We start from the raw sequence: 25,887 nt of genomic DNA, 5'->3' as shown, positions 1-25,887 counted from the left end.
GGAGCGCGCTCCCGGCCGGCTCGCGCTCGGTCCCGGTGACGCATCCTCGGTCGAGGCTCCGAACATCTCCCGCTTTGGCCGTGTTGTACTGGCCAGTGATTTCCTCGACCCGATCGAGACCTGGACCGCCCGCCTGTCTCGCTTTGCGGCAATGGAGGCCCACGGCGTCCTGCTGCGGGTCGTCGATCCGGCTGAAGAAGACTTTCCCTATGCCGGTCGCACCCGCTTCGAGCATCCCGGCGGCGGCGACAGCCTGTTATTCGGTCGTGCCGAGGAAGCCCGCGCCGCCTACCGTCAGCGCTGGGCCGAGCATGGCGCCCGTCTGGCCGACCTTGCCCGCCAATATGGCTGGACGCTGGTGACCCATCGCACCGACCGGCCGGCGACCAGCGCCGTCCTTGCCCTTTACCGCGCCCTTGCGAGGGATGTCTGACCTGATGTTTGCACTCGGCCCCCTGTCCTTCGGCGCCCCGCTGGCGCTGGCCGGCCTCCTCGCCCTGCCGCTCCTGTGGCTGCTGCTGCGCGCCACACCGCCAGCGCCGAAACGAGCCATCTTTCCGCCCCTGCGGCTTTTGCTGGGCGCGCCGGATGATGCCGAGACCCCGCAACACGCGCCGTGGTGGCTGATCCTGTTCCGCCTGCTGATCGCCGCCCTCGTGATCATCGCCCTGGCCCGTCCGGTCTGGACACCGCCCAATGTCGAGGAAGAAACCCGCCCGGCCCTGATCGTGATGGATACAGGCTGGGCCAGCGCCGCCGCCTGGCCCGACATGCGCCGGGAAGCCGAACGATTGATCGATGCCGCCGAACGCGACGGACGCGCCGTCGCGCTGGTCACGACTGCGCCCACTGGCCAGGCCGCGCCGGCCTTGCGCCTTGGCAATGCCGACGATGCCCGCCGCCAGCTCGAGACCGCCGGGCCTCAGGCCTGGCCGGCCGACCGCAGCGCCACCGCCGACCGGATTGCCGACGCCCGTTCGTCCGGAACGCTGAACGGCGAAATGGCCGTCACCTGGCTGAGCGATGGCGTCGACAGCCGCGACGCCGCCGCCCTGTCCCGGGCCCTGTCGGCGATAGGTGACCTCACCATAGTCGAGCCGGATGCCGGCCGCGCCCCGCTCGGCCTCGCCGCTCCGCAACCAGCTGCCGACGGGCTGGCGGTCTCCGTCGCCCGAGCCGGACGCGACTTTCCCCGCACCATCGCCGTGACGGCCCTCGGCGATGACGGCCGCGCCATTGCCCGCAGCGATGTCAGCTTCACCGCCGGTGAAGGCGTTGCGAGCACCGACATTTCCCTGCCGCTCGACCTGCGCAACCGCATTGTCAGCCTGCGTCTCGACGGCGCGAGCTCGGCCGGCTCGGTGCGGCTGCTGGGCGACCAGTGGCAGCGACCGCGCGTGGGTCTGATCACGCTGGAGAGCGATGAAGGCCAGCCGCTCCTGTCGGACCTCCATTATGTCCGCAGCGCGCTCGGCCCGCATGCCCAACTGATCGATGGCGATCTCGACGCCCTGCTGGCCGAGGACGTCTCGGTCCTGGTGATGACCGACAGCGCCCGCTCGGATGATGAGCGTATTGCCGACTTCATCAATCAGGGCGGCGTGCTGATCCGCTTCGCCGGACCACGCCTCGCGGCACAGGGCGACGAGCTTTTGCCGGTCATCCTGCGTGAGGGCGGGCGCCTGTTCGGCGGCTCGCTGAACTGGGATGAGCCGCAACGCATTGCTGCCTTCCCTGACACTTCGCCCTTTGCCGGCCTGCCTTCCGACAGTACCGCCACGATCGACCGCCAGGTGCTGGCCCAACCGGGCAGCGCCACGCCGGACCGGGTCTGGGCACGTCTGGAAGACGGCACACCGCTGGTCACCGCCGAACGCCGCGCCCGTGGCTGGATCGTCTTGTTCCATGTCACCGCCAGCCCGGACTGGTCGGACCTGCCCCTGTCGGGTCTCTTCCCGCGCATGCTGCAGCGCCTGATGGGGCTGTCGCAGGGCGGCAATGCGACCGTGCCGGGCAATGGTGCCTGGGTGCTCGACCGCGCCCTTGATGCCGAAGGGCAATTGGTCGCCGCACCGATCAGCGCCCGCCCGGTGCCCGCTGAAACATTCGACACCACGCCGGTCTCGCCTGTTGCCCCGCCGGGTCTTTACCGTCTCGGCTCTGCCGCCAGCGCCCTCAATGTGATCGGACCGGATACCCGTATGGATCCCCTGCCCCGCGATCTGCCGGGCGCCAGCTTTGCCGGTCTCGACGGACCGCGCGCCCGCCATTTCGACGCAGCCCTGCTGGCCGCCGCCCTGATCATGCTGACTCTCGATGTGTTGATCGCGCTGGGTCTGGCCGGCCGCCTGCCAATGCGCCTGGGCGGCGCTGCCGCAGCCGCCATTCTGGCCGTGGGACTCGCCCCGCTCGGTGTCCCAGTCGCCGAAGCCCAGGATACCCCGACCGAACCGCAACGCACCGAGCTGAGCGACGAGATGATGCAGGCCGCGCTGACCTTGCGATTTGGCTATGTCACCACCGGCGATGCAGCCATCGACAATCGCAGCCGGGCCGGGCTGACCGGCCTGTCCCAGGAAATCTTCCGGCGCAGCGCGATGGAACCGGAGCCGCCCCTGGCGGTCAATGTGAATACCGACGAACTGATCTTCTTCCCGATGCTGTATTGGCCGGTGACCCGCGATGCCGGGCCGTTGAGCAACGAGGCATCAAGCCGGGTCGCGGCCTATCTGGCCGCCGGCGGGCTGATCGTCTTCGACACCCAGGATGCCGATATCGCCATGTTGCGCGCTGGCGCCCCCCATCCGGGGCTGGTCAATGTGCTCGACAGTATCGATGTGCCGGCCCTGTCCCAGATCCCCGGCGACCATGTCCTGACCCGCGCATTCTACCTGCTGCAGGAATTCCCCGGACGCTATGCCGACGCCCCGGTCTGGGTTGAGGCCAATCCGGACGGCGCCTCGCGCGACGGCACATCCGGCGTCATCATCGGCTCGCATGACTGGGCAACGGCCTGGGCGCGTGGCGAGAGCGGCGGCGCTGCGGCACCGATTGAAGGCGGCGACCGTCAGCGCGAGCTGGCGATCCGCTTCGGCGTCAATATCGCCATGTATGCGCTGACCGGAAACTACAAGGCCGACCAGGTCCATGTCCCCGATATCCTGGAAAGGCTTGGCCAATGAGTGCGCCCGTGAGCCTGCCCCTGAGTGCGACCGTTTCTGCGCTGGATTTCGCGCCCTTGCTGCCCTGGACCGTGATCGGCGGCCTGGCCGGTATCGCCCTGTTGGCGATTGCCGCCGGCGGCGCCCAGAAACTGTCCGGCTGGGCCTGGCGCACACTGGCCGTCGGTCTGATTGCCCTGGTACTGGCCAACCCCTCGCTGGTCGAGGAAGAGCGCGATCCGCTGCCGGACGTCGCCGTTCTGGTCACCGACACCTCGGCCTCAATGACGGTGGGCGGTCGCCGCGAGGCGGCAGAGGAAATGGCTGTGGCTCTGCGCCGCGAAGCCGAGAATGATCCCCTGCTCGACTTGATCGAGGTCGAGGCCGGTGAGACCGCCGATGGCACCATGCTGTTTGACGGCGTCAACGCCGCGCTGGCGAGCGCGCCACCGGACCGGTTGGCCGGTGTCGTTCTGGTCACCGACGGCCAGGTGCATGACGCGCCGCTGGACGCTGACGCGATCAATGTCGACGCTCCGATCCACCATGTCATGACCGGCGATCGGTCTGCCGGCGACCGCCGCCTGGTGATCGAGGAAGCACCGCGCTACGGCATTGTCGGCCAGACCGTCGCCTTTGTGATCCGGGTCGAGGACGAGTCGATGCAGGGCACCGCCTCCGTCGCCTTCCGTTTCGAGGGCGGCGAACCGCAGGTCTACCCGATCCAGATCGGCCGCTCGACGCGGGTCGAGGTTCCGGTCGAACGCCGGGGCCAGAATGTGATCGAGGCCGAGGTCGAGGCCGGCCCCCAGGAATTGTCGCTGATCAACAATCGCGCGGCCGTGTCGGTCAGCGGTGTGCGCGATCGCCTGCGGGTCCTGCTTGTCACCGGAGAGCCTCATAATGGCGCCCGCGCCTGGCGCGACCTGTTGAAATCCGACCCGTCGGTCGATCTGGTCCACTTTACCATTCTGAGGCCGCCGGACCGTCGTGACTCCACACCGGTCGATGAGCTGGCCCTGATCGGTTTCCCGGTCCAGGAATTGTTCGTCGAACGCCTGAGCGAATTCGACCTGGTGATCTTCGACCGCTATCGACGTCGCAACATCATGCCGCAACTGTATTTCGACTATATCGCCCGATATGTCGAAAACGGTGGCGCCCTGCTGGTAACAGCGGGTCCACCCTTTGCCGGGGCACCGAGCCTCTATCGCACCCCCCTGGCAGCTGTTCTTCCGGTGCGACCGACCGGCTACATTACCGAGGCGCCTTTCTCGCCGGAGCCGACCGATACCGGCCTTCGTCACCCGGTCACTGCCGGGCTGGCTGGTGGCGGCACCTCGCCACAATGGGGCCGCTGGCTGCGCCATATCCACGGCACGGCGCTGGGCGGGGAGACGCTTTTGCAAACGCCCGATGGCAATCCGTTGCTGGTTGTCCAGCGATCGGGACAGGGCCGTACCGCCATCGTCATGTCGGACCAGACCTGGCTGTGGTCGCGTGGCTTCGAAGGCGGCGGCCCCTACGCTGAAATGTTCCGGCGCGTCGCTCATTGGCTGATGCGCGAACCGGAACTGGATGAAGAACGCCTGACAGCCTTCGCCACCGATGGCGAGTTGCAGGTTGACCGCGTCACCCTGGCGGACACGCCGCCGCCACTGCAACTGACCTGGCCCGATGGCCGGCAGGACGTGGTTACCATGACCGGGAATGAGGGCGAGCCCGGGCATTTCGCGGCCCGCGTCCCGGCCAGCGGTTCAGGGCTGGTCCGCCTGCGTTCCGGTGACCTCACCACCGTCGCCGCCCTGGGGCCGATCAATCCGCTGGAATATGCCGACCTGCGGCCGATTGCGGACGTGCTGGACCCCTTTGTCGATGCGACCGGCGGTGGATTGTTTGCAGTCGGTGACGGGCCGGGTGCCGCGCTCCCTTCCCTGCGGCGGACCCGGGCCAGCGCCGACCAGGCGGGGCGCAGCTGGCTCGGTCTGCAACGCAATGAGCGCTATGTTGTGCGCGCCTCTACCCGCATCCCGCTATTGCCGGGACTGCTGCTGGTTTTCCTGATCCTGACCATGCTGGGTCTGGGCTGGTGGCGTGAGGGACGCTGACCAACCCACCAGCGCTGTGTTCACCATGCGGAAAGACCTGATGGGGCAAGACTGGCTCAGTTGAACCGGAGACCGACATGCGCCGCATCCTGACCCTTATCGCCCTGCTCGGCCTCGCACCGGCCCTTTCGGGGTGCCTCGTGATCGGCGCGACCGCCATGGCCGCCGATGTTGCCATCGGTACGGCGGGAGCCGCAGTCCGCACTGCGGGCGCGGTCGGCGGAGCGGCCATCGATGTCGTCACGCCCGGCGATGATGATGACGATAGTGACGACTGACCGACCCTGAACCGGATGCGCTGATCGCGGGTTCGTGCAAACGCACGACCTTCTACCGGCCTGCTGATCCTGCTACAGTCCGGTCGAGGGACTGCAAACAGTTGGATCAAGGAGGCGCGAAATGTTGCGCACTATGACGGCCATCCTGGCACTGGGTGCCCTGTCGACCCCATCACTGGCAGACGAGCCGGTTGCCATTGGCGAGATCGCCTACGGGCCGGAACTTGTTGAACACGCCGAAGACTTCGGCGAACGCGAGCTGGATCGCCTGGCCGGCTATCTGCGCACCGCACTCGAGCGCGAGCTGGCCGCTGATCTCGGCGAGGGCGGCATGGTCCTCCACACCACGATCCTCGATGCCCAGCCCAACAGACCGACCATGGCTCAGATGGGCGGAACACGTCCGCTGCACCATTCCTCGATTTCGATCGGCGGCGCTGACCTCGAAGCCAGACTGGTATCGGCTGACGGTCAGCTGGTCGAAACCTTCAGCTATGGCTGGCGCAGCATGAGTATCCAGGACGTTGTCGGCCACGCCCAGTGGACCGACGCCCGGCGGACATTCCGCCGCTTTGCCGACCAGATTTCCGACAGTCTCGACGAGCGCGCGGAATCCGGTTCCTGAATACGCCACAAGACTGTGGACGGCGGACGCACCTTCGCAGGTGCGTCCGTTTTTTATTGTGCTGCAGCACAGATTTGCGGGGCGCCCCCTGCTCTACATCACGCATTCGTGATAGGCTGCTTGTCGCAAGGGGGACATGAACCCAGGAGAGACCGACATGCGTACTCTCGTTTGTGTACTTGCGTTGAACTGTCTGACAGCCGGATCTCTGGCCCAGCCGGAGCCGACCTTTCAGGCTGACTTTCGAAGCGAAGCCACCGGCTCGATTGAAATTGGCCGGATCGGGTTTTCCGACCTGGTACGGACCAAGGCCGACAGCCTGGGTGAGGCCGAGCTGGCACGCCTGTCGGGATATTTGCGGAACGATCTGGAGCGATCACTGATCGGCGCCAACTGGCACGGTGTCGCGGTCCGCGAAACCGTGCTCGACATCACCATTCTGGATGTGGTTCCGAACCGCCCGACCATGCAACAGATCCAGGAAATGGACACAGCCCACTACACGGCCCACGCCAATGGTGGCGCCTCGCTCAGCGCGCAGCTGATCGATGCAGACGGCAGTGTGATCGCCGAATTCCGCTATGACGGGTTCAATCCGGACGCCGGCAGCGGCGAGGCATCCGGCGTGTGGACCGACACCCGCCTGGCCTTCCAGGAGTTCGCCGCATCACTGGCTGACAGCCTCGGCGTTGCGCCTGGTCCGCACAGCTGAGACGCCGCCCGGGACAGGTCAGGGTGCGCCGATCCACTTGTGGGTTTGCAGCGACAATGACCATTTCGGATTTGCGAGGCAGTAATCGAAAGCCGCCTGCGCGTTCTCCATCATCTGCGGCCCGTCCATGGGTTGTAGCGAGAAGCGCTTGAAGTCCCAGTCCTCGAACGCGGTCGGATCAAGTTCCGGCTGCGGATAGACGAGCTTGAGCTCATGCCCGGAGGTCTGGACCACCGGCGCCGTACCTTTCGGGCTGACCGTGATCCAGTCGATCCCGTCCGGCGCGGCAATGGTGCCATTGGTCTCAACGGCGATCTCGAACCCGCGTGCATGCAGCGCATCGATCAGCGGCGTGTCGAGCTGAAGGAGCGGCTCGCCGCCAGTGCAAACGACCAGTGGCTGGCCGCCACCCGGCCACAACTCGGCCACTGCATTGACGAGGCTCTCCGGTGTCTTGAAACGGCCACCGCCCGGCCCGTCCATGCCGACGAAATCGGTGTCGCAGAAATTGCAGACAGCCTTGTGTCGGTCCTGCTCACGCCCGGACCACAGATTACACCCGGCGAAGCGCAGGAAGACCGCCGGCCGCCCGGCCTGGGCGCCCTCGCCCTGGACGGTGAGGAAGCGTTCCTTGACGGAATAGGTCATGCCGGCACCGACGCTTTCCAGGCCGCATGTCCCCGGGCCCGCAGCTCGCACGCCGGGCAATCACCACAGCCATAGCCCCAGTCGTGCCGCTGTCCGCGCTCGCCGCGATAGCAGGTGTGACTGTCTTCCTCGATCAGGGCAGTCAGGGCATCGCCGCCCAATTGATGCGCCAGTGCCCAGGTCGCCGCCTTGTCGAGATGCATCAGCGGGGTCGCGATCTCCACCGGGCTGTCCAGCCCCAGGCCGAGTGCCGTCTGCATGGCGTCAATCGTGTCGCGGCGGCAGTCCGGATAGCCCGAAAAATCGGTCTCGCACATGCCACCGACCAGCACGGTATGGCCGCGCCGATAGGCCAGCGCAGAGGCTACTGTGAGGAAAACCAGGTTCCGGCCCGGAACAAATGTGCTCGGCAAACCATTGGCCTGCATCTCGATGGCGCGGTCTGCGGTCAGGGCGCTGTCGGCAATGGCCCCATAGCCGGCCAGATCAATGACGAAATCCTCGCCCAGCCTATCGCCCCATTGAGGGAAGCTCGCGGCCAGCCCTGACCGCACCCGCTCCCTCGCCGTCATCTCGACATGATGGCGCTGGCCATAGTCAAATCCCACTGTCTCGACCCGCGCATGGCGCTGCAGCGCCCAGGCGAGACAAGTGGCGGAATCCTGGCCGCCGGAAAAAAGAACCAAAGCCGTCCGGTTGGCGTGATCGGGGGTGGAGGTGTCTGTCATGCGGCGCTTATATACCGGCAGGGAGAATTTTGGCCATGGACCGCGTTTGCCTGATCTACACCTGCTGGCCCGACACCGCCAGCGCCGAAGCGGCAGCGGCCCGGTTGCTGGACGAAAACCTGTGCGCCTGCGTCAACATCCTGCCGGGAATGGTCAGTCTCTATCGCTGGCAGGGCAAAGTCGAACGGGCCGGTGAATGTATCGCCTTGTTCAAGACCACAACCCAGGCAGCCCCAATGCTCACGCAACGCCTTGTTGACCTCCACCCCTATGATGAACCGGCCATACTGTGTTTTCCGGTGGATGGTGAGCTGAGCGCATCCGGCTTTGTCGACTGGATCGCCACACAAGCGGGTTCCGCGTGAAATTTTCGTGAAACCTTCGATTGTCGCTGACTGGTTTGAACGATTGGAAACCCCTCCCGAGCCACAAATTGCCCAAGCGCGCTGACGGCCCCGGTCGTTCGGACGCGGAAAAGGCAAAAAGGGTGTCCCATGGTTGGCTTGGTTCGAGATGTCCTTGTCGCGTCGCCGGCGGTTTCGCCGCAGGCGACCGGCGGGGAAGTGTATGAGCACTTCTCCGACGACCCAAACCTGATCGTCCTGCCTGTCGTTGAGGGTACGCAGCCTGTCGGACTGGTGACGCGCGACCAATTCTTCGTTCGCATGGCAAACCGCCATGGTCGTGCCCTGTATGAACGCCGACCGATCACCTTCGCAATGAACAAGACCCCGCTGGTCGTCGAGACCCGAACGCCGCTGAGTGAGCTGAATTCGCAAATCCTGCGAGACTCCCCTGCAGCCTTGATGGAAGGCTTCATCGCCACGCGAAACGGTGACTATGCCGGCGTCGGGACAACGCTGGAACTGTTCCGCTTCATCGCCCAGGAAAGCGCCGACAAGAATCATCGCCTCTCGGCCCTGGCAGAACAGCTTGGCCGGGCCAGACTTGAAGCACTTGCCGCCTCGAAGGCCAAGTCGGACTTTCTGGCCACCATGAGCCATGAAATCCGGACACCATTGAATGGCGTGCTCGGAGTGACGCAATTGCTCCAGGCGACATCACTCGATGCCGAACAAGCCGAGTTCGTCCGGGTGATCGACGACAGCGGCAAAATCCTGCTCCGGCTCCTCAACGACATTCTCGACCTGTCAAAAATTGAAGCCGGCAAGATGGAGTTGGAGGTCACCCCATTCAGACCCTCGACACTGGTTCGCGACGCGCAGACGCTCTGGTCGGGTCAGGCCCGCGAGAAGGGAATCGCGTTTTCAATCGAGGCCGATTGCGACGAGGATGCGCAATACGAGGGAGATCCCGTCCGGATCAAACAATTGCTGTTCAATCTCATCAGCAATGGGATCAAATTCACACAGTCCGGCAGCGTCGCAGTCCGCATGCAATTCCTGCCATTGGGCCGCCGCCGCAATGTGATGCGGGTCGAGGTCGTCGACACAGGTTGCGGAATACCGGCCACGACCCTGCGCGAATTGTTTTCCGCTTTCAAGCAGGCGGATGTTGCGACCAACCGCCTGCATGGCGGAACCGGGCTTGGCTTGGCAATTTGCAGGCGCCTTGCCGAGCTCATGGGTGGTTCGGTGGATGTTACCAGCCGCCCGGGTGAAGGCTCGAAATTCTGGTTCGACATTCCATTGAAATCGGTCACGACAACGCCGCAGACTGTATCCGGTGCGAGTTGCAACACTGCGCCTGCGACCGTCCTGCCCGCCTGCAATATTCTGGTCGCCGAGGACAATCCGACAAATCAGGCGGTCGCTCGGGGCTTCCTCAAGCTGAGGGGGCTGTCGGCGGACTTCGTCGAGAACGGACAAGCCGCTATCGATGCGGTCAAGTTGCGCGATTACTCGTTGATCCTCATGGATATGGAAATGCCGGTCATGGACGGCCTGGCCGCCAGCCAGACAATCCGGTCCCTCGGCAGCCCGTCCGACCGCATTCCGATCGTCGCCTTGACGGCCAATGCCGTGGGTCAGGCCGAGCGACGTTGCATCGATGCCGGAATGGACGACTTCATCACCAAGCCGATCGTCCGCGCCGAACTTGACCGGATTCTCGACAAGTATTTGCTGCGCGACACGTCTACGGCACCGGAATCAAACAAGGCGCCGCAAGGCCACGCTATGCGCAGGCTGGCTTGATATCCAGATTGGGTAGGGGGCTGGCAGGGGCCGTGCACTGATTGACGGGCCCGCCGGACAGTCTCTGCAATCATGCGTGGAATTTGCGGCAGCAGCCGTTCAGACCTGATCGTCCGACGGCGCCAGACCACCCGCCTCGTACGCCGCCTCATCAAAGCCGCGCCGACGCGAGATCACCAGAACCGTCGAGAGCGTGCCACCAAGCGCCAGGCTGATGGTGATACCCAGGCCCAGCGCGATCCAGCCATGCACGCTCATCTCGACACCCGTCAGCTTGATCATGCCAAAGATCACGAAAGCGCCGCAGGCCACGACCACGATGATGGCGGACAGGATGGTGAGAATATTGGAACGGGACATGGCGACATTTCCTCAAACTGGGATGCCTGTATGCACGACTGTGCTGCAGACCGCCACGGGACCAAGCGACGCAGGCGCAAATGCCGCAGCCAGAGCGGCCATCGTCAAGCCGAACCCGGCGTTGTCAGTCGATAGGGGGAAGTGTTGAAAGTGGTGGCGAGGGAGAGACTTGAACTCTCGACCTCACGATTATGAGTCGTGCGCTCTAACCAGCTGAGCTACCTCGCCACACAGGTTCCTCCGCGAGGAGGAGGGACGCCATATACGCGCAGCGCCCACGACTGGCAAGCCGTGGGCGCTGGCGGATTTCAGTTGGACTGCAATCAGGCTGCGCGAACTTCCGTGAGGAATTGTTCGACCGCCGATTTGAGCGTGTCGGACTGACGTGACACGGCCAGTGACGCTTCAAGAACCTCGCCTGCGCTTTCGCCGGTTTCCGAGGTCGCCTGGTCGACTTCCTGGATGTTGGTGAAGACCTGGCTGGTGCCGTCTGCTGCTTCCTGGGCCGAGCGGGTGATCTCGCCGGCCGCTGCACGCTGCTCTTCCATGGCAGCGGCGATCGCGGTGGCAATTTCGCTCATCTCGTGAATGGTTCCGCCGATCGATGACATCGCCTCGACAGCCTTGGCGGTCGCGCCCTGGATGCCCGAAATGTGCTCGGAGATATTCTGCGTTGCCGCGCCAGTCTGGCTGGCCAGCGCCTTCACTTCGGAGGCCACAACCGCAAAACCCTTGCCGGCTTCACCGGCGCGAGCCGCCTCGATCGTGGCGTTCAGCGCCAGCAGGTTGGTCTGCTCGGCAATGTCATTGATGAGGCTGACGATATTGTCGATCGACTTGGCCGCATCATCGAGACGCTGGACATCGCCATTGGTCTGTTCGACCTGGTCCACCGCGGAGCCGGCGATCTCGGTCGAGCGGGAAATCTGCTGTGAGATCTCGCCGATCGAGGACACCATTTCCTCGGCCGCAGCGGCCACGGTCTGGACGTTCTGTGAGGCGCCTTCGGAGGCCTGGGCCACGGCGGCAGACTTGCCGGTGGTCGCGGCGGCGGTCGAGCTCATCGCCCGGGCGGCTGTTTCCATGCGGGTCGCCGCTTCGCCAACCTGGCCGAGGGCATCGCCCGATGCCTGCTCGAACACCTGGATCAGGCTTTCGATGGCAGCGGACCGCTTTTCCTTCATGCGGCGCTCTTCTTCGGTCTCCGCCTCGAGGCGGGCCCGTTCGATGGCGTTCTGGCGGAACACATCCACCGAGCGCGCCATGTCGCCGATTTCGTCCTTGCCGGGCGAGAAGCCGAGATTGACGTCGCTATTGCCTTCGGCCAGCGCACCCATGGTGCGGGCCATGGCGCTGAGACGCTTGAGCAGCATGTTGTTGACGTAGAAGAAGCCGATGGCGGCCGCGACCACGAGGCCGATGGCGGCGATCGCGATCAGCAGGATGCGTCCGGTGATGACCGCCGTATCGGCTGCCGATGTCGCATCGGTGACGCGACCGGCCACCTGGGCCTTGAACGCCTGGACACTGGCGAGCAGTGATTCGGCGGAAATGCGGGCTTCTTCGGCAACCACTTCAGCGGCGGCGACAGCGCCAAGCTCGCTTTTGCGCAGCTCGAAGATGCCATTAGTGCCGTCACCGAAATTGATCAGATTGTCGGCCTGGGTCTGCATCACATCGGTAACGATGGCGCCAAGGATGGCAAAGTTGACGTCCAGCTCGCCGGCGGCCTCGTCCCAGCGATCCAGAATGACATCGACTTCACCGGTCGTGGCGGCGGTATCGACTTCATTGTACTGGATCAGCATCTGGTTGGCCGACAGCAGCGCGCGCAGGAGGCTTTCAATGTCTGCCTCATCGCTCGAATCCAGGGCGCCTTCGACGCTGGAAGACAGGGAGGCACGGGCATTGCGGGCATCATTGGTGGCGGCCCAGCGGCGGTCGCGGATCTGCAGACGACGCTCGACCACTTCGTTCATGCTCTCGACCAGCTCGTTGAGGTCGGCAACGGCCGTGCGCAGAGCCGCCGTCTCGCCGACACCGGACAGGGCTTCGAGCTGCTGCAGCTCCTCGCCGAGCGAGTCACGATATCCCACGACGCGATTATAGTTTTCCAACCGCGCTTCGACCGTGGTTGACGCCGCGAACACGCTGAGCGCTTCGCTGAGACCCACGCTGTATTCCGAGAGGGCATCAACCGCCTGGGTTTCCGGAATGGCGCGGTCGGCGATCTGCTCGACGGCGTAGTTCGCCGAGTTGAAACCCGTGACTCCGACAATGGCGGCGATCAATGTCATGACCGACGTCAGGGCGAAAGCCGCAAGCAGCCGGACCCGGATGCTGGTCGTTTTGCTGAGGAAGTTTCCAAGCACAGAATTCATTTCACGGCCCCTAAGGCTGATGGCCTGACCCAAATAAGATACGGCGACGCTACCGCGCCGCCGTAAATGAATTCTTATTATGGTAAACGCGTTTCAGTTCTTTTGCTGAATTGCGCTTTATCTCAGGGTGTTACCCGCCGAGATTAAAGTCGAACCGCTGCTGCATGCCGGCGGTTGCCGCTGCAGCCGGGGCATATTCCCAGCCTTCGATGGCCCGCAGGACGGCGCGATCAAAGACGCCTTCCGGCTCGGCTTCGACGACCGTGGCGTCGGCAATGGAGCCGTCTTCGGCCACCGTATACTCGACCACTGCGTATCCTTCGATACCGCGACGCTCGGCGCCTCGCGGATATTCCGGCGCTTCCACACCCGTACGTTCACGGTCCTGAGCCAGTGCCGGCGCCGCTGTGAAAGCCATGGCAGACATTGCTGCCGCCAGAATCATGGTTCCCGTCTTTTTCATGACTTACCCTTCATCCATTTTACACTGTGGCGCGTCCGGGATTTTCCCCGTGTTCGAACGCCGTTGTTGAATTCATGCGGGTCGTTTGCTGCCCGACGAGATGGATCATGCCCCATAGCGGTTGCCAAACGCTTAAATCCGGAAGGAAAAGGCAGAATTCCAGCGGATTTTTTTATCCATTAAAAACAGGATGTTAGCGGCAAGAAATCGCGAAATTAAAGCGTCTGTGCCAGAATGCGACAGGTTTGAACCCAATCCATGCTTAATAAAGCGATAACGGCATGCCTCAAATCTTATGCACTCGGCGATCTGACGGCGACAAGGTAGAAATATCCCGATGAACCCACCCGAACGCCGCATAGACGCCCCCACCCTGACCGCATTCTGCGAGGCTCTGCTGACCCGTGCCGGCGCCCGGGCAGACGATGCCGGCTGCGTCGCCCGTCACCTGGTCGATGCCAATCTCAAGGGCCATGACAGTCACGGCGTCGGCATCCTGCCAGCCTATGCCGGTCATATCCGCCGCGAGCAGGTCTGCCTCGACGCCAGCGACACCGTTCTGACCGACACCGCCGTCCTGCTGCGGATCGATGCGGGTGGCGGCTGGGGAGCGCCGGCCGGGAAGCGCCTGATCCGCGAGGCCGGAACCAAAGCGAAAGCCGGGGGACTGGCGGCTGCGACCCTGGGCAATGCCCACCATCTGGGCCGCATCGGCGCCTATGCCGAGCAGGCCTCCGAGTCGGGCCTGATCTCGATGCACTTCGTCAACGTCACCGACCACGCGCCGCTCGTCGCCCCCTATCGCGGCTCCGACGCCCGCTTCGGCACCAATCCCGTCTGCATCGGATTTCCGGCAACGGAGACCCGCCCGGCCTTCCTGCTCGACATCGCCACCAGCCAGATCGCCCTGGGCAAGGCCCGGGTCGCCGCCAACAAGGGCCTGCCCGTACCCGCCGGCTCGCTGATCGACAAACAGGGGCGACCCACTACGGATCCGTCGGGCATGAGCGGGTTCGAGATAGAAGGCGCGCTGACCCCGCTGGGCAAGCACAAGGGCTATGGCCTGGCCTTCGCCTGCGAACTGCTGGCCGGCGTTCTGGGCGGGGCCGGAACGATCCAGCCTGACCATCCCCGCTCCGGCGGGCTGAAGAATTCGATGTTCTCCATCCTGATCGACCCGGACGCGTTCGGCGACCGCGCCTGGATGCAGGCCGAGACCGACGCCATGGCCCGCTATGCCCTCGCCTCCCCGCCGATGGACTGGGACAGCCCCGTCCTCTATCCCGGCGACCCGGAACGCGCCATCGCCGGCAAACGCGGCAAGGAAGGCATCCCGCTGGACGAGGTCACGATCGGGCAGTTGAATGCGACGGCGGAAAAGCTGGGGATGACGGAGCGGGTTTAGCGCTAGCCCAACTCCGCCCCGAGCAGCCCAAACGCGACCATCACATCCTCACCGATCCGCATCGGGCGACGGCTGTCTCGGCCGATCCGGCACCATTCCGTGGTGGCGCGGGCGGAGAAGCGTTTGGCGCCGGGCTTGCGGATATCGACATGACGGTCAAAGCGTGGGCCGTGCGGTCGGCCGAGCCAGGTGCGGATCTCGGCGGTCTCGCCGGGCAGGATCGGGTCGCGATATTCAATCGTGTGCTTGAGCGCCACCCAGACCTCGCCGCCGACCATGTCGTCCGGCGCGACGGCGTGCCAGTGCGTGATGGCGATATCCTGGACCCAGCGCAGATAGACGACATTATTGACGTGGCCGAGCTCGTCGATATCGGCCGGCCCCGGTTCGAACCGACGCAGGAAGGCGGTCTCGAATGAGACGCAGCCCATGCCCTCACCCTCGACGGCCTGGTCGGAGCCGATGATGCCGGAGAGGAAACTACCCTTGTCGTCCATGATGATCCCGCCTGAGTTGCCGAACGCTCTATATAGAGACGCAAGAACGCGAGGAAAGTGAATGCCGGGTATGCGGGCCGTTGACCTCTAGATTTCGCTTTCGCGCAAGCCGAGCGCAGCGGCAAGGCGGCTCAAGGCATAATCTTCCTGCGGCTTGGCCAAGCGGTCGGCCGCCAGGGCTTTGCGAGCCGTTTCGACGACGGCTCGGCGAACGATGCCGTTACCGCGAAACGCCTCAACCTCTGCCAGAATCCGGGCACTGGCCTTGTCGGGATTGGCTCGGAAGCCAGATTCCAGCTTGCTGTAAATCGCGTCGCATTCCGCGTCGGTCAATCCGGCGGGCCGCCAGTCTCTCATCACACCCAACCGCACGCCCACTTCCTCGACCTTGGAAAATTCACCGTCCGCATGGGCGACCATCAGATACACCCCGACGAGAACTCCAAACTGGCGCTTGGCCTGCTCAACCGGGCTGTCGGGAACCGCCATCGCGACGCCTCTACTTCTTCGGCGCGGAGATGTGAATCGGATGCCCCAGTGCCGTCAGGGCGGCTTCGGCGAAGCCTTCGGTCAGGGTCGGGTGGACGTGGATCGTGCCGGCAATATCGTCGAGGCGGGCGCCCATCTCGACAGCCAGGGCGAACTCGCCCGACAGTTCGGAGACATGCGTGCCGACGGCATGGATGCCGAGGATGACATGATCCTCCTTGCGCGCGGTGACACGGACGAAACCGCCATCCAGGCCCGCTTCCATGGAGAGATAGCGACCCGAGGCAGCAAGCGGGAATTTGCCGGTGATGATCTCTTCACCCTTGGCCTTGGCCTCATCCGGCGTCAGGCCGACACCGACGATTTCCGGTTCGGTGAAGCAGACAGCGGCGATCGAGACCGGGTCATGCTCGCGGCGATGACCGGCAATGATCTCGGCGACCATCTCGCCCTGGGCCGTGGCCTTGTGGGCCAGCAGCGGCTCGCCAACGACATCGCCAATGGCGTAGACGCCGCGCATGCCGGTGCGGCACTGAGTATCGACCTTGATGAACTTGCCATCGAGATCGAGACCCATATTCTCCAGACCCCAGCCGTCCAGACAGGCCTTGCGACCAACGGCGACCAGGATCTTGTCGGCCTCGATGGTCTGCGCCGCGCCCTTGGCGTCTTCATAGGCGAGCACGGCCTTGCCGCCCTTTTCGGTCACACCCTTGGCCTTGCAGGACAGGTTCACCGCGACCTTGTGCTTCTTCAGCCACATGGTGATCGGGCGGGTGATCTCCTTGTCGTAAAGCGGCAGGATACCGTCTGACGCTTCGATGAAGGTGACGTCCGATCCCAGCTTGCGATAGGCGATGCCCAGTTCCAGACCGATATAGCCGGCCCCGACCACGACCAGTTTTTCCGGCAGTTCGGTCAGGTTCAACGCTTCGGTCGAGCCGATGACGCTATCGCCAAACGGCAGGAAGGGCAGTTCGACCTCGACCGAGCCGGTGGCGAGGATGACATTCTCGGCCGTGATCTCGACCTTTTCGCCATCATCCATTGTGACGATACATGTCTTGGCGTTCTTGAACTCGGCCCAGCCGGCAATGTGCTCGGCGCCCGCGCCCTTGATCAGCTGACCGACCCCACCGGTGAGTTTGGAGACGATGCCGTCCTTCCAGCCGACCAGCTTGCCCATGTCGAGCTTGGGCGCTTCGGCCAGCGAAATGCCCAGCACGTCGCTGTCGGCATGCTTGCCCATTTCCTCGAACTTGGTCGCGGCGTGAATCATCGCCTTGGACGGGATGCAGCCGCGATTGAGGCAGGTACCGCCCAGCCCGTGCTTGTCGACAATGATGGTGTCCAGACCCAGCTGGCCGGCGCGAATGGCGGCCGGATAACCGCCCGGGCCACCTCCGACAATGAGGACTTGGCAAGACCGTGTCTGCATCACAGGCGCTCCTTGGAAGATCAAAGCACGAAAACGCGTTTTCCGGGGACGGATTTAGCGGTTCGGCGGATAAAGGGAAAGGGGCTGACTGAGGCTAGGCCGGCCGGATCACGCGCCGCCAGAGCAAGGAGCCGATCGGCGCCAGCACCGCGACCAGCACAAAGCTGCCGAACACGACTTGCGGCATCCATTCCGACGGCATGCCGACTTTCTTGTGGTAGAACATCAGAACGAAGACCAGCCCCGCCCAGACGGCGGTGACCGTGACGAAATCGGACCAAGTCTGTTTTGCGATCGATGACATGCCGGTGCTCCCCTGCCCCTCGTTTTGCCGCTCACCCGACGGACGGGTCAAGGCCTGTCATGCGCCGAACGGCGGCGGAGGGAGACGGTGTCACCCCTTCCGGGACAGCCAGACCAGCCCGCCCACGCTTGTGGTGACCAGCAGGGCAACCCCGGACACGGCCCAGACCAGCGGATCATTACCGAGGAACCAGATGACAAAACCGAGCGCGACCAGAAGTGTCATCGCCAAGGCGATCCCGCCCAGCGTCTTCCAGAAGCTGGTTTCAAGCGCATCAAGCTCGGCGCGCGGCGTCCCGTTCGGACGGTCCCATTGTGCATGCCAGAATCTGTGGGTCATGACACAATCCTAGGGCATTCCCCGGGAGCTGACAATCAAAGCGGCCCTTCCATTGTCCGGGGAAGGGCCTGAACCGGACTTTACATGAACAGCGTTGCCGGATTCTCCAGATAGCGCTTCACGGACTGGATCAGCATCGCCGCTTCATAGCCGTCGACAATGCGGTGATCGAAACAGCTCGACAGGTTCATCAGCTTGCGCGGCACGACCAGGCCTTCGGCGTTGTAGCGCGGCAGGGTCTGCATCTTGTTGACGCCGATGATGGCGGTTTCCGGCGCGTTGAGGATGGGTGTGGTCACAAGACCACCGATCGCCCCCAGCGAGGTGATGGTGATGGTCGAACCGGTCAGCTCGGCCTTGGTCGCCTTGCCGTCCTTGGCCGCTCCGGCGAGACGCTTCAGCTCGGCCGCGATCTGCCAGATATCCAGGCTTTCGGCATGCTTGATGACCGGGACCATCAGACCGTTCGGTGTCGCTGCAGCGACACCGCAATGCACGGCGTCATGCTTGGTCAGCAACATCGCCTCGCCATCGAAATGGGCATTGGCCTGCGGCGTGTTGGGCAGTGCCTTGGTCAGCGCCATCACCAGGAAGGGAATGAAGGTCAGCTTGGCCTGGTCATCCGACTTGCTGGCATTGAGGTGGCCGCGCAGTTCTTCCAGCGCCGTGACGTCGATTTCCTCGACATAGGCAATGTCGGGCACGGTCCGCTGGACGTGGGACATGTTCTCGGAGATGCGACGACGCAGGCCGATCACCTTCTCTTCGGTGACACCGGTGCGCGGTGCACGGACCGAAGAACTGCCCGAGCCCGAGCGCGCGACCAGACGGCCACCGGACTTGATGAAGTCGTCCAGGTCGTCATGGGTGATACGACCGGCCGGTCCCGTGCCCGGCACATTGGCCAGGCGGATATCGGCTTCCAGGGCGCGTTTGCGCACCGCCGGGCTGGCCAGCGGACGATCACCATCGGTGCGGCTGGCAATGGACGGCGCATCAGCGGCAGCGACCGGCTCGGCGGCCTTGGGAGCTGCCGGTTTGGCCGGCTCGGCCTTGGCTTCGGCTTCAGCTTCGGCGTCGGCTTCAGCGGGCACCGCACCATCGACAGCGATGAACATGATCTCGGTACCGACGGCGATGACATCGCCCGGCGCGCCGACCAGCTTGCTCACCGTGCCGTTGACGGCGCAGGGAATTTCCACCGTGGCCTTGTCGGTCATCACATCGAGGACATGCTGGTCCTCGGTGACCGTATCGCCTTCCTTGACGTGCCATTCGACGATTTCCGCCTCGACGATCCCTTCGCCGACATCAGGCATCTTGTAACGGTATTCGCTCATCGATCAGGCCTCCAGAACGGTGTTCATGGCATTGATGAAACGGTCCGGCCCCGGGAAGTAGGACCATTCATGGGCGTGCGGATAAGGCGTGTCCCAGCCGGTGACGCGCTGGATCGGCGCCTCGAGCGCGAAAAAGCACTCTTCCTGGATCTGTGCCGCCAGCTCGGCCGCAAAGCCGGATGTGCGCGGCGCTTCCTGGGCGACGATGCAGCGACCGGTCTTGTTCACCGAACGGGCAATCGTCTCGATATCATAGGGGACCAGCGTCTTGAGGTCGATGATCTCAGCGTCGACGCCGGCCTTCTCGGCCGCCGCCTGGGCGACCAGGACCAGCGTGCCATAGGCGACAATCGTGACAGCCGAGCCTTCACGCACCACCTCGGCCTTGCCGATCGGCAGGCTGTAGTGATCCTCGGGCACTTCGCCCTTGGGATGATTGGCCCAGCTCGACAGGGCGCCACCGGAATGACCGTCGAAGGGACCATTATAGAGGCGTTTCGGTTCGAAGAAGATGACCGGGTCCGGGCTCTCGATTGCAGCGATCAGCAAGCCCTTGGCGTCGTACGGATTGGACGGCATCACCACCTGCACACCCGGCACCTGGGTGAAGAAGGCTTCCGGGCTCATCGAGTGGGTCTGGCCGCCGCGGATACCGCCGCCACACGGCGTGCGCACCACGACCGGCGTGGTGAAGGCACCGGCGGTGCGATAGCGGATGCGCGACATTTCCGAGACGATCTGGTCGAGACCGGGGAAGATATAGTCCGAGAACTGGATCTCGGCGACCGGCTTCAAGCCCTTCGCCGCCATGCCGATCGCCATGCCCATGATCGCCGCCTCATTGATCGGCGCGTCGAAGGAGCGGTCGAGACCGTATTTGGTCTGCAGGTTCGCGGTGACCCGGAAGACGCCGCCGAAATAGCCGGCATCCTCGCCAAAGCTGATCACGTCGGGATCGCGTTCCATCATGTTGTCCAGGGCCGAGTTGAGGGCCTGGATCATGTTCATCTTGGCCATGATCTAAACTCCCAGATCCTGGCGCTGGCGACGCAGGCGCCAGTCCGGTTCGGCATAGACATCCTCGAAGATCGACTCGACCGGCGACAGCGGACCGTCATGCAGCGTGCCGTGGCTTTCCGCTTCCTTGTAGGAGGCGATGACCAGCTCGTTGAGTTCCTTTTCGAGCGCCACATGGCGCTCCTCGTCCCACTCGCCCAGACCGATCAGGTGTTGCTTCAGGCGCTCGATCGGATCGCCCAGCGGCCAGATCGCATTCTCGCCCTTGGGACGATAGCCGGACGGGTCGTCCGATGTGGAATGGGCATCGGCGCGATAGGTGAAGTGCTCGATCACCGTGGCTCCATGGCCGTCACGGGCCCGCTTGGCGGCCCACTGGGTGGCGGCGTAGACGGCCAGGAAGTCGTTGCCGTCAATGCGCAGGGAGGCCAGGCCATATCCCATGCCCTTGAAGGCAAAAGTCGGCGCCTCACCGGCGGCGATACCCTGGAAGGTCGAGATCGCCCACTGGTTATTGACCACATTGACGATCACCGGCGCCCGATAGGTCGAGGCCAGCACCAGAGCGCCATGGAAGTCGCCCTCGGCGGTCGAGCCGTCACCGATCCAGGTCGCGGCAATCTCGCCATCACCGCGATATTCGCAGGCCATGGCATAGCCGACAGCCTGCGGCAGCTGGGTCGCCAGATTGCCGGAGATCGAGAAAAACTTGCCCTCGGCCCAGGTGTAGTGGACTGGCAGCTGGCGGCCCTTGAGATTGTCGCGACTGTTGGAAATGCAGTGGCACATCATGTCGACAATGTCGCGGCCACGGGCAAACAGGATGCCCTGCTGGCGGTAGGACGGGAAGACCATGTCGTCCTTGCTCATCGCCATCGCGCCGGCGACGGCGACGGCCTCTTCGCCGGTCGACTTCATGTAGAAGCTCATCTTGCCCTGACGCTGCAGCTTCAGCATGCGGTCGTCATAAGCACGGGTCAGCACCATGTGGCGCAGGCCTTCGCGCAGAACGCCGGCATCCAGCTTGGGATCCCACTCGCCGACCGCCTGGTGGTTGTGGTCGAGGACACGGACCAGGCCGAGGGCCAGGTCCCGGGTCTCCATCCCCTCAACCGAGGTGTCGGGCCGTTTGGCCTCACCGGCCGGCGGGATCTCGATATGGGAAAAGTCAGGCGTGTCACCGGGCCGGACATGCGGCGCGGGAACGTGGAAGCGGGGTTCAGTGTGTGCCATGGGCTCTCGCTGAAAACATCGGCAATACGTGCCTAAACGGGCGTCTCCGCGTGATGCGGATCCGCGACAGGCGTCTAGCGCGCAAGAGCGGGTCTTGTCCAGCATAGCAATGCGGTGCCATTTCGGGGTTCGCAAGTGCGGAAACTTGAATTATTTTCCCTCCAAATGATGATTTGAGGAAATAATGACCGTCACCCTGGACACGATTGATGTACGCATTCTTGAAGCCCTGCAAGCCGATGCGGGCCGTTCCGTCGCCGATATCGCCGAAATCGTCGGGCTGACACCTTCGCCCTGCTGGCGCCGCATCCGTCGCCTCGAGACCGAGGGCATCATCAAACGTCGCTCGATCCAGCTCGACCGGCGCATGATCGGCCTGATGTTCACCGCCTATCTGGAGATCAAGATCCAGCCGGCGCGCAAGGCCAATTACGAGAAGTTCGAGAAGGCCATCCAGACCTTCCAGGAAATCACCGAGGCCTGCACCATGACCGGCCCCTATGACTACCTCCTCAAGATCGTCACTCCGGACATCGACGCCTATAACGAGTTCATGCAGGAAAAAATGATCCCGCTGGACGTGGTCGGCGACTTCCGCACCTCGGTCCAGATCCGCAACGTCAAGGAAGGCCGTGGCCTGCCTCTCGGCCATATCGACGGCTGATGGACAGCCAATAGTTTCGCCAGTGCAGCATGGGTGGCCGCGTCAACGCGCCGCCAGCAAGGGCGTAACGGCCGTTCTGATGTCAGCATCGACGCTCTCCGGCACAGCCTTGTCAGGCAAATAGAGCCGGACGGCGCCCAGCGGGACGCCGATCAGGGCCAGGCGGACGCGCTCCAGCGGCAGACCTTGCTCACGCGCGAAGGCTTCCAGTCCAGCCTTGCTCCTTGCGTTGAGCTGATCGAGCCGGGCCTGCATCTGCGGCGGCGCCTTGTCGGACATCATTTCCGCGCGACGCCCGGTCGTCAGGATCAGCGCCCTGGCCACCTCTTCGCGACAGAAGGCGGGCGTGGCCAGTGCCGCCGCCAAGCCTGCCTCACTTGACCCGGCCGCCAGCGCGACAAGAAATTGTTCCTGAAACGCCTCGACCGCATCCAGCCAGGCGGCGGCCATCAGCCCCTCGCGTGAGCCGAAGCGGTGATAGATCGATCCGGTCGACACACCGGCGGTCGCAGTGACGGCCTGCAGGCGCACCTCGCCCTGCTCGACCAGGCAATTGGCCACCGCGGCGAAAACAGTTTCATCGAGAAAGCTTGACGGTCGGCCCATTTTAGAAGATTTTTTCTAGAACATAAATTTCAGTACGGATCGATCATGAACATCCTCGCCGCCTTGGCAAGCCTGAGCGCCCTTGCGACCTTCCTCATCCACACTTTTGCCGGCGGCCCGGTCGTTGCCCGGCCGCTGCTGGCAGACACCCATCTGCCACCGGCCAGCAAATGGCTGAACTATTATTGCTGGCACATCACCACCGTCCTGCTGGCCGCCATGGCCCTGGCCTTCGCGGCAACGGCCCTCGACCCACGCTTCGCCGCCTTTCCCTATCTGCTGGGACCTCTGGCCCTGTGCCTGTCAGGACTGAGCGCCGCCATCGCCATCAAGGGCGGGATGCCGCCGCTGCGCCTGCCCTCGACCAGCCTGTTTGCCCTGACCGGCGTGCTGGGCATCGCGGCGGCGCTTGCCTACCCTGTCTGAGCGGAGCGGTGCCATGTTGATTATCGCCGCCGCGCTGACCGTCCTGGTCGGACTTTTCCACTCCATCGCCGGCGAGATCCGCCTGGTCCGCCCGCTGCTGGCCCGACCCGACCTGCCGAGCCTGGGTCACGGGCCGTGGTATGTGCGCGCCCTGATCCGCACCGCCTGGCACATCACCACGCTGGTCTGGCTGGGCATTGCGGCCATGCTGGTCGTCATCCATCGCGCTTCGCTTGCGGACCATGCCCCGCTGCTGTGGATCATCAGCGCCGTATTTGCTGTGAGCGGGCTGGCCGCCCTCATCTTCAGCCGGGCCAAACATCCAGCCTGGCTGGCCTTCCTGCCGGTGTCGGCTTTCACCGGGTGGGAGGCCTGGCTGATGGCCGCGTGAAATCGTCCTCAACACCAATCTGCCATGAGCTGCGCTCGGCTTGCGCTCACGCCTCTGGACCGAAATCGCGGTCCTCGCGGCTATGCCAGAGACGCAGAATGAAGATGGTGCCGGCGGCAATTTCATACCGCATCTCGTAGTGACCGATGATGATCCGGCGAACTTCGCGCGGCTCATAGACGTCCAGTTTCTCACCAATACGAGGATGATTGAGAAGGCGGTTCGGGGCTCGCGCGATTTCCTGGACCACCCGGACCGCCGTATCCGGAGCGACCGGTTCCAGAAAGTCGTAGAGCCGAGCAAGGTCACCGCTGGCCCTGGCGGTCCATTCGATCTTCATGTGACCTTATTCGACGGGTGGCGGCAGGGGCGTGTCAGTTCCCAGACTGTCAGTCCACGCCAGCACGGCCCTGTGATCAACCACACGGCCAGCATCGACGTCACAGAGCGCTTCAAGCGTCAGCCGGTGACGTTCCTCTTCCTGGTCGACCCAGGCGGCCAAAGCCTGTTTCATCACCCAGCCGCGCGAGCGATCAAGCCGCGCCGCCATGGCATCCACCTTCTCGGCCAGACCGGTCGGCACATGCGCCGTGATGACTCGCGTTGCAGCGTTCATGACATTCACTTCCAATCAATCTGATTGAAATTTAATCACAACAAGTCGAATTGGCAATCTGTGACCTCGAACGAAAAAGGGCGCAGCCATGCAGCCGCGCCCTCTTCATGTCAGCGCATGATGCTTTCGCCTAGGCGAAGCGCTCCACAGCTACCGCCGTGGCTTCACCGCCGCCGATGCAGAGCGAGGCCACTCCCTTGGTCTTGCCATGCTTTTCCAGCGCGGCGAGCAGGGTGACCATGATGCGGGCACCGGAGGCGCCGATCGGGTGACCCAGGGCGCAAGCACCGCCATTGACGTTGATGATGTCGTGGGAAATGCCCAGCTCCTTCATCGCGATCATCGGCACGACGGCGAAGGCCTCGTTGATTTCCCACAGATCGACATCGCCGATCTGCCAGCCGGCGCGCTCGACAACCTTGCGCATGGCGGGCACCGGGGCGGTGGTGAAATAGGCCGGCTCATGGGCGTGGGCCGCAGTGGCAACGATCTTGGCGATCGGCTTGAGGCCACGACGCTCCGCTTCGGACAGGCGCATCATGATCAGCGCTGCAGCACCATCCGAGATGGCCGAGGCGTTGGCGGCGGTCACGGTGCCGTCCTTGGAGAAGGCCGGGCGCAGGGACGGGATCTTCTCCGGCATCGCCTTGCGCGGCAGTTCGTCCGTGTCGACGACCGCCTCGCCCTTGCGGGTCTTGATGGTGACCGGTGTGATCTCGCGCTTGAAGTCACCCTTTTCGGTCGCGCGCTGGGCACGCGCCAGGGTCTCAAGGGCATAGGCGTCCTGCTGCTCGCGGGTGAACTGGTGCTCCTCCGCGATCATGTCGGCATAGACGCCCATCGGCTTTTTCTCATAGGCGTCCTCGAGGCCATCCTGGGCCATATGGTCCTTGATGGTGTCGTGACCGTATTTGAAACCGCCCCGATGGGTCGGCAGCATGTGCGGCGCATTGGTCATGGATTCCATGCCGCCGGCGATGATGATGTCGGCATCGCCCGAGGTGATCGAGGCGCGGCCCATGATGGCCGCCTGCATGCCCGATCCGCACATCTTGTTGAGCGTCGTGGCTTCGACAGACTTGGGCAGGCCGGCCTTGATCGCCGCCTGGCGGCCCGGCGCCTGGCCCTGGCCGGCCATCAGCACATTGCCCATCAGGATCTGGTCGATGTCGTCACCGGCAATGCCGGCCTCTTCCATCGCCGCCTTGACGGCAACTGCGCCGAGCTCGTTGGCGGACAGGGGTGCGAGTTCACCGAGCAGGCCACCCATCGGGGTGCGGGCCATGCCGACGATGACGATGGGATCGTCCACAGCACTCATTTCATCTCTCCTCTGGGATCATTCTTGATTAGTCTGGCGCGCATGATCGAATTATGCGGCACAGCGTCAAGTTATTTCGCAGATGCGAAACGCGCGGTACGGACCTGGCCCGGATTGGCGATCTGGGGGCAATCCCTTCTAATATTTACCCTATTCGTCGCTGCAACCCTCGCCACAAACA

General features: G+C 64.0%; 28 protein-coding genes, 1 tRNA gene and 1 pseudogene. 12 read left to right on the top strand and 18 right to left on the bottom strand.

Translation table 11 applies throughout. The annotated features are described in order from the left end of the window. The 6 genes and pseudogenes from ACN0X9_RS09495 to ACN0X9_RS09470 form a co-directional block, all read left to right on the top strand. A pseudogene (locus tag ACN0X9_RS09495) lies at positions 1-433 on the top strand (DUF58 domain-containing protein); the annotation flags it as partial. 4 nt (positions 434-437) lie between these two features. Continuing rightward, positions 438-3,182: a DUF4159 domain-containing protein gene (locus ACN0X9_RS09490; protein WP_417487364.1), complete on the top strand. Its 2,745-nt coding sequence runs from the start codon at positions 438-440 to the stop codon at positions 3,180-3,182. 8 nt (positions 3,183-3,190) lie between these two features. Next, positions 3,191-5,269 (top strand): glutamine amidotransferase, encoded by a 2,079-nt coding sequence (locus ACN0X9_RS09485; RefSeq protein WP_417487363.1) that lies wholly within the window; start codon positions 3,191-3,193, stop codon positions 5,267-5,269. A gap of 77 nt (positions 5,270-5,346) precedes the next feature. Beyond that, positions 5,347-5,547 (top strand): hypothetical protein, encoded by a 201-nt coding sequence (locus ACN0X9_RS09480; RefSeq protein ID WP_417487362.1) that lies wholly within the window; start codon positions 5,347-5,349, stop codon positions 5,545-5,547. 121 nt (positions 5,548-5,668) lie between these two features. After that, a complete protein-coding gene (locus ACN0X9_RS09475; RefSeq protein WP_417487361.1) occupies positions 5,669-6,172 on the top strand; it encodes a hypothetical protein in 504 nt (167 codons plus the stop codon). Positions 6,173-6,329: 157 nt separating this feature from the next. Then, entirely contained in the window at positions 6,330-6,884 is a 555-nt protein-coding gene (locus ACN0X9_RS09470; RefSeq protein ID WP_417487360.1) for a hypothetical protein, read from the top strand. 18 nt (positions 6,885-6,902) lie between these two features. Here the strand turns inward: ACN0X9_RS09470 and queE are convergent, their stop codons facing one another. Then, positions 6,903-7,532 (bottom strand): 7-carboxy-7-deazaguanine synthase, encoded by a 630-nt coding sequence (gene queE, locus ACN0X9_RS09465; protein ID WP_417487359.1) that lies wholly within the window; start codon positions 7,530-7,532, stop codon positions 6,903-6,905. After that, complete coding sequence (queC, locus tag ACN0X9_RS09460; RefSeq protein ID WP_417487358.1) at positions 7,529-8,260, bottom strand: 7-cyano-7-deazaguanine synthase QueC; 732 nt, start codon at positions 8,258-8,260, stop codon at positions 7,529-7,531. Before queC ends, queE begins: the two co-directional genes overlap by 4 nt. A gap of 35 nt (positions 8,261-8,295) precedes the next feature. Here queC and cutA point away from each other — a divergent pair, with 35 nt between their 5' ends. Further along, positions 8,296-8,625, top strand: a complete 330-nt coding sequence (cutA, locus tag ACN0X9_RS09455) for a divalent-cation tolerance protein CutA (protein WP_417487357.1) — start codon at positions 8,296-8,298, stop codon at positions 8,623-8,625. Positions 8,626-8,754: 129 nt separating this feature from the next. Then, a complete protein-coding gene (locus ACN0X9_RS09450) occupies positions 8,755-10,416 on the top strand; it encodes an ATP-binding protein (protein ID WP_417487356.1) in 1,662 nt (553 codons plus the stop codon). Positions 10,417-10,515: 99 nt separating this feature from the next. Here the strand turns inward: ACN0X9_RS09450 and ACN0X9_RS09445 are convergent, their stop codons facing one another. The 4 genes from ACN0X9_RS09445 to ACN0X9_RS09430 all read right to left on the bottom strand — a co-directional run bounded on the left by ACN0X9_RS09445 (position 10,516) and on the right by ACN0X9_RS09430 (position 13,620). After that, entirely contained in the window at positions 10,516-10,776 is a 261-nt protein-coding gene (locus tag ACN0X9_RS09445) for a hypothetical protein (protein ID WP_417487355.1), read from the bottom strand. A gap of 151 nt (positions 10,777-10,927) precedes the next feature. Then, positions 10,928-11,004: transfer RNA gene (locus ACN0X9_RS09440), tRNA-Met, on the bottom strand. Between the two features lie 95 nt (positions 11,005-11,099). Further along, the gene (locus tag ACN0X9_RS09435) at positions 11,100-13,157 is read right to left on the bottom strand and encodes a methyl-accepting chemotaxis protein (protein ID WP_417487354.1); all 2,058 of its coding nucleotides are present in this window, start codon (positions 13,155-13,157) and stop codon (positions 11,100-11,102) included. Positions 13,158-13,287: 130 nt separating this feature from the next. Further along, entirely contained in the window at positions 13,288-13,620 is a 333-nt protein-coding gene (locus ACN0X9_RS09430; protein ID WP_417487353.1) for an energy transducer TonB, read from the bottom strand. A gap of 337 nt (positions 13,621-13,957) precedes the next feature. Here ACN0X9_RS09430 and ACN0X9_RS09425 point away from each other — a divergent pair, with 337 nt between their 5' ends. After that, a complete protein-coding gene (locus tag ACN0X9_RS09425) occupies positions 13,958-15,025 on the top strand; it encodes a malate/lactate/ureidoglycolate dehydrogenase (protein WP_417487352.1) in 1,068 nt (355 codons plus the stop codon). A gap of 2 nt (positions 15,026-15,027) precedes the next feature. Here ACN0X9_RS09425 and ACN0X9_RS09420 read toward each other — a convergent pair whose 3' ends face one another. The 8 genes from ACN0X9_RS09420 to ACN0X9_RS09385 all read right to left on the bottom strand — a co-directional run bounded on the left by ACN0X9_RS09420 (position 15,028) and on the right by ACN0X9_RS09385 (position 21,682). After that, positions 15,028-15,522 carry an acyl-CoA thioesterase gene (locus ACN0X9_RS09420; RefSeq protein ID WP_417487351.1) on the bottom strand — a complete coding sequence of 165 codons (495 nt, stop codon included), beginning with the start codon at positions 15,520-15,522 and terminating at the stop codon, positions 15,028-15,030. An 87-nt stretch (positions 15,523-15,609) separates the two neighbouring features. Then, the gene (locus ACN0X9_RS09415; RefSeq protein WP_417487350.1) at positions 15,610-16,011 is read right to left on the bottom strand and encodes a hypothetical protein; all 402 of its coding nucleotides are present in this window, start codon (positions 16,009-16,011) and stop codon (positions 15,610-15,612) included. Positions 16,012-16,021: 10 nt separating this feature from the next. Further along, positions 16,022-17,452, bottom strand: a complete 1,431-nt coding sequence (lpdA, locus tag ACN0X9_RS09410; protein WP_417487349.1) for a dihydrolipoyl dehydrogenase — start codon at positions 17,450-17,452, stop codon at positions 16,022-16,024. A 91-nt stretch (positions 17,453-17,543) separates the two neighbouring features. Then, positions 17,544-17,753, bottom strand: a complete 210-nt coding sequence (locus ACN0X9_RS09405) for a hypothetical protein (RefSeq protein WP_417487348.1) — start codon at positions 17,751-17,753, stop codon at positions 17,544-17,546. A 90-nt stretch (positions 17,754-17,843) separates the two neighbouring features. Then, the gene (locus ACN0X9_RS09400; RefSeq protein WP_417487347.1) at positions 17,844-18,092 is read right to left on the bottom strand and encodes a hypothetical protein; all 249 of its coding nucleotides are present in this window, start codon (positions 18,090-18,092) and stop codon (positions 17,844-17,846) included. 80 nt (positions 18,093-18,172) lie between these two features. Beyond that, on the bottom strand, positions 18,173-19,432 hold the full coding sequence (locus ACN0X9_RS09395) for a dihydrolipoamide acetyltransferase family protein (protein WP_417487346.1): 1,260 nt from the start codon (positions 19,430-19,432) through the stop codon (positions 18,173-18,175). Positions 19,433-19,435: 3 nt separating this feature from the next. Continuing rightward, the gene (locus ACN0X9_RS09390) at positions 19,436-20,449 is read right to left on the bottom strand and encodes an alpha-ketoacid dehydrogenase subunit beta (protein ID WP_417487345.1); all 1,014 of its coding nucleotides are present in this window, start codon (positions 20,447-20,449) and stop codon (positions 19,436-19,438) included. Between the two features lie 3 nt (positions 20,450-20,452). Beyond that, positions 20,453-21,682 (bottom strand): 3-methyl-2-oxobutanoate dehydrogenase (2-methylpropanoyl-transferring) subunit alpha, encoded by a 1,230-nt coding sequence (locus ACN0X9_RS09385; protein ID WP_417487344.1) that lies wholly within the window; start codon positions 21,680-21,682, stop codon positions 20,453-20,455. A 184-nt stretch (positions 21,683-21,866) separates the two neighbouring features. Here ACN0X9_RS09385 and ACN0X9_RS09380 point away from each other — a divergent pair, with 184 nt between their 5' ends. Continuing rightward, positions 21,867-22,346, top strand: coding sequence for an Lrp/AsnC family transcriptional regulator (locus ACN0X9_RS09380; protein ID WP_417487343.1), 480 nt, complete (start codon positions 21,867-21,869; stop codon positions 22,344-22,346). Positions 22,347-22,388: 42 nt separating this feature from the next. Here the strand turns inward: ACN0X9_RS09380 and ACN0X9_RS09375 are convergent, their stop codons facing one another. Then, the gene (locus tag ACN0X9_RS09375; protein WP_417487342.1) at positions 22,389-22,952 is read right to left on the bottom strand and encodes a TetR/AcrR family transcriptional regulator; all 564 of its coding nucleotides are present in this window, start codon (positions 22,950-22,952) and stop codon (positions 22,389-22,391) included. A gap of 45 nt (positions 22,953-22,997) precedes the next feature. Between ACN0X9_RS09375 and ACN0X9_RS09370 the strand changes: the two genes are divergently transcribed. Beyond that, a complete protein-coding gene (locus ACN0X9_RS09370; protein ID WP_417487341.1) occupies positions 22,998-23,378 on the top strand; it encodes a hypothetical protein in 381 nt (126 codons plus the stop codon). A gap of 13 nt (positions 23,379-23,391) precedes the next feature. Further along, positions 23,392-23,769 carry a hypothetical protein gene (locus tag ACN0X9_RS09365; RefSeq protein WP_417487340.1) on the top strand — a complete coding sequence of 126 codons (378 nt, stop codon included), beginning with the start codon at positions 23,392-23,394 and terminating at the stop codon, positions 23,767-23,769. A 46-nt stretch (positions 23,770-23,815) separates the two neighbouring features. Here the strand turns inward: ACN0X9_RS09365 and ACN0X9_RS09360 are convergent, their stop codons facing one another. The 3 genes from ACN0X9_RS09360 to ACN0X9_RS09350 form a co-directional block, all read right to left on the bottom strand. After that, a complete protein-coding gene (locus ACN0X9_RS09360) occupies positions 23,816-24,109 on the bottom strand; it encodes a type II toxin-antitoxin system RelE/ParE family toxin (protein WP_417487339.1) in 294 nt (97 codons plus the stop codon). 6 nt (positions 24,110-24,115) lie between these two features. After that, a complete protein-coding gene (locus ACN0X9_RS09355; RefSeq protein WP_417487338.1) occupies positions 24,116-24,385 on the bottom strand; it encodes a CopG family ribbon-helix-helix protein in 270 nt (89 codons plus the stop codon). Positions 24,386-24,515: 130 nt separating this feature from the next. After that, positions 24,516-25,706: a thiolase family protein gene (locus ACN0X9_RS09350; protein ID WP_417487337.1), complete on the bottom strand. Its 1,191-nt coding sequence runs from the start codon at positions 25,704-25,706 to the stop codon at positions 24,516-24,518. Positions 25,707-25,887: the final 181 nt, after the last annotated feature.

It is taken from the genome of Maricaulis sp. (assembly GCF_048268525.1).
Lineage (GTDB): Bacteria > Pseudomonadota > Alphaproteobacteria > Caulobacterales > Maricaulaceae > Maricaulis.
This window is presented reverse-complemented; position numbering and strand designations above follow the sequence as displayed.

Coding starts and splice junctions, on each gene's coding strand:
- ACN0X9_RS09490 (WP_417487364.1), top strand. CDS start 438: ATGTTTGCACTCGGCCCCCTGTCCTTCGGCGCCCCGCTGGCGCTGGCC.
- ACN0X9_RS09480 (WP_417487362.1), top strand. CDS start 5,347: ATGCGCCGCATCCTGACCCTTATCGCCCTGCTCGGCCTCGCACCGGCC.
- ACN0X9_RS09475 (WP_417487361.1), top strand. CDS start 5,669: ATGTTGCGCACTATGACGGCCATCCTGGCACTGGGTGCCCTGTCGACC.
- ACN0X9_RS09470 (WP_417487360.1), top strand. CDS start 6,330: ATGCGTACTCTCGTTTGTGTACTTGCGTTGAACTGTCTGACAGCCGGA.
- queE (WP_417487359.1), bottom strand. CDS start 7,532: ATGACCTATTCCGTCAAGGAACGCTTCCTCACCGTCCAGGGCGAGGGC.
- queC (WP_417487358.1), bottom strand. CDS start 8,260: ATGACAGACACCTCCACCCCCGATCACGCCAACCGGACGGCTTTGGTT.
- cutA (WP_417487357.1), top strand. CDS start 8,296: ATGGACCGCGTTTGCCTGATCTACACCTGCTGGCCCGACACCGCCAGC.
- ACN0X9_RS09450 (WP_417487356.1), top strand. CDS start 8,755: ATGGTTGGCTTGGTTCGAGATGTCCTTGTCGCGTCGCCGGCGGTTTCG.
- ACN0X9_RS09445 (WP_417487355.1), bottom strand. CDS start 10,776: ATGTCCCGTTCCAATATTCTCACCATCCTGTCCGCCATCATCGTGGTC.
- ACN0X9_RS09435 (WP_417487354.1), bottom strand. CDS start 13,157: ATGAATTCTGTGCTTGGAAACTTCCTCAGCAAAACGACCAGCATCCGG.
- ACN0X9_RS09430 (WP_417487353.1), bottom strand. CDS start 13,620: ATGAAAAAGACGGGAACCATGATTCTGGCGGCAGCAATGTCTGCCATG.
- ACN0X9_RS09425 (WP_417487352.1), top strand. CDS start 13,958: ATGAACCCACCCGAACGCCGCATAGACGCCCCCACCCTGACCGCATTC.
- ACN0X9_RS09420 (WP_417487351.1), bottom strand. CDS start 15,522: ATGGACGACAAGGGTAGTTTCCTCTCCGGCATCATCGGCTCCGACCAG.
- ACN0X9_RS09415 (WP_417487350.1), bottom strand. CDS start 16,011: ATGGCGGTTCCCGACAGCCCGGTTGAGCAGGCCAAGCGCCAGTTTGGA.
- ACN0X9_RS09405 (WP_417487348.1), bottom strand. CDS start 17,753: ATGTCATCGATCGCAAAACAGACTTGGTCCGATTTCGTCACGGTCACC.
- ACN0X9_RS09400 (WP_417487347.1), bottom strand. CDS start 18,092: ATGACCCACAGATTCTGGCATGCACAATGGGACCGTCCGAACGGGACG.
- ACN0X9_RS09395 (WP_417487346.1), bottom strand. CDS start 19,432: ATGAGCGAATACCGTTACAAGATGCCTGATGTCGGCGAAGGGATCGTC.
- ACN0X9_RS09390 (WP_417487345.1), bottom strand. CDS start 20,449: ATGGCCAAGATGAACATGATCCAGGCCCTCAACTCGGCCCTGGACAAC.
- ACN0X9_RS09385 (WP_417487344.1), bottom strand. CDS start 21,682: ATGGCACACACTGAACCCCGCTTCCACGTTCCCGCGCCGCATGTCCGG.
- ACN0X9_RS09380 (WP_417487343.1), top strand. CDS start 21,867: ATGACCGTCACCCTGGACACGATTGATGTACGCATTCTTGAAGCCCTG.
- ACN0X9_RS09375 (WP_417487342.1), bottom strand. CDS start 22,952: ATGGGCCGACCGTCAAGCTTTCTCGATGAAACTGTTTTCGCCGCGGTG.
- ACN0X9_RS09370 (WP_417487341.1), top strand. CDS start 22,998: ATGAACATCCTCGCCGCCTTGGCAAGCCTGAGCGCCCTTGCGACCTTC.
- ACN0X9_RS09365 (WP_417487340.1), top strand. CDS start 23,392: ATGTTGATTATCGCCGCCGCGCTGACCGTCCTGGTCGGACTTTTCCAC.
- ACN0X9_RS09360 (WP_417487339.1), bottom strand. CDS start 24,109: ATGAAGATCGAATGGACCGCCAGGGCCAGCGGTGACCTTGCTCGGCTC.
- ACN0X9_RS09355 (WP_417487338.1), bottom strand. CDS start 24,385: ATGAACGCTGCAACGCGAGTCATCACGGCGCATGTGCCGACCGGTCTG.
- ACN0X9_RS09350 (WP_417487337.1), bottom strand. CDS start 25,706: ATGAGTGCTGTGGACGATCCCATCGTCATCGTCGGCATGGCCCGCACC.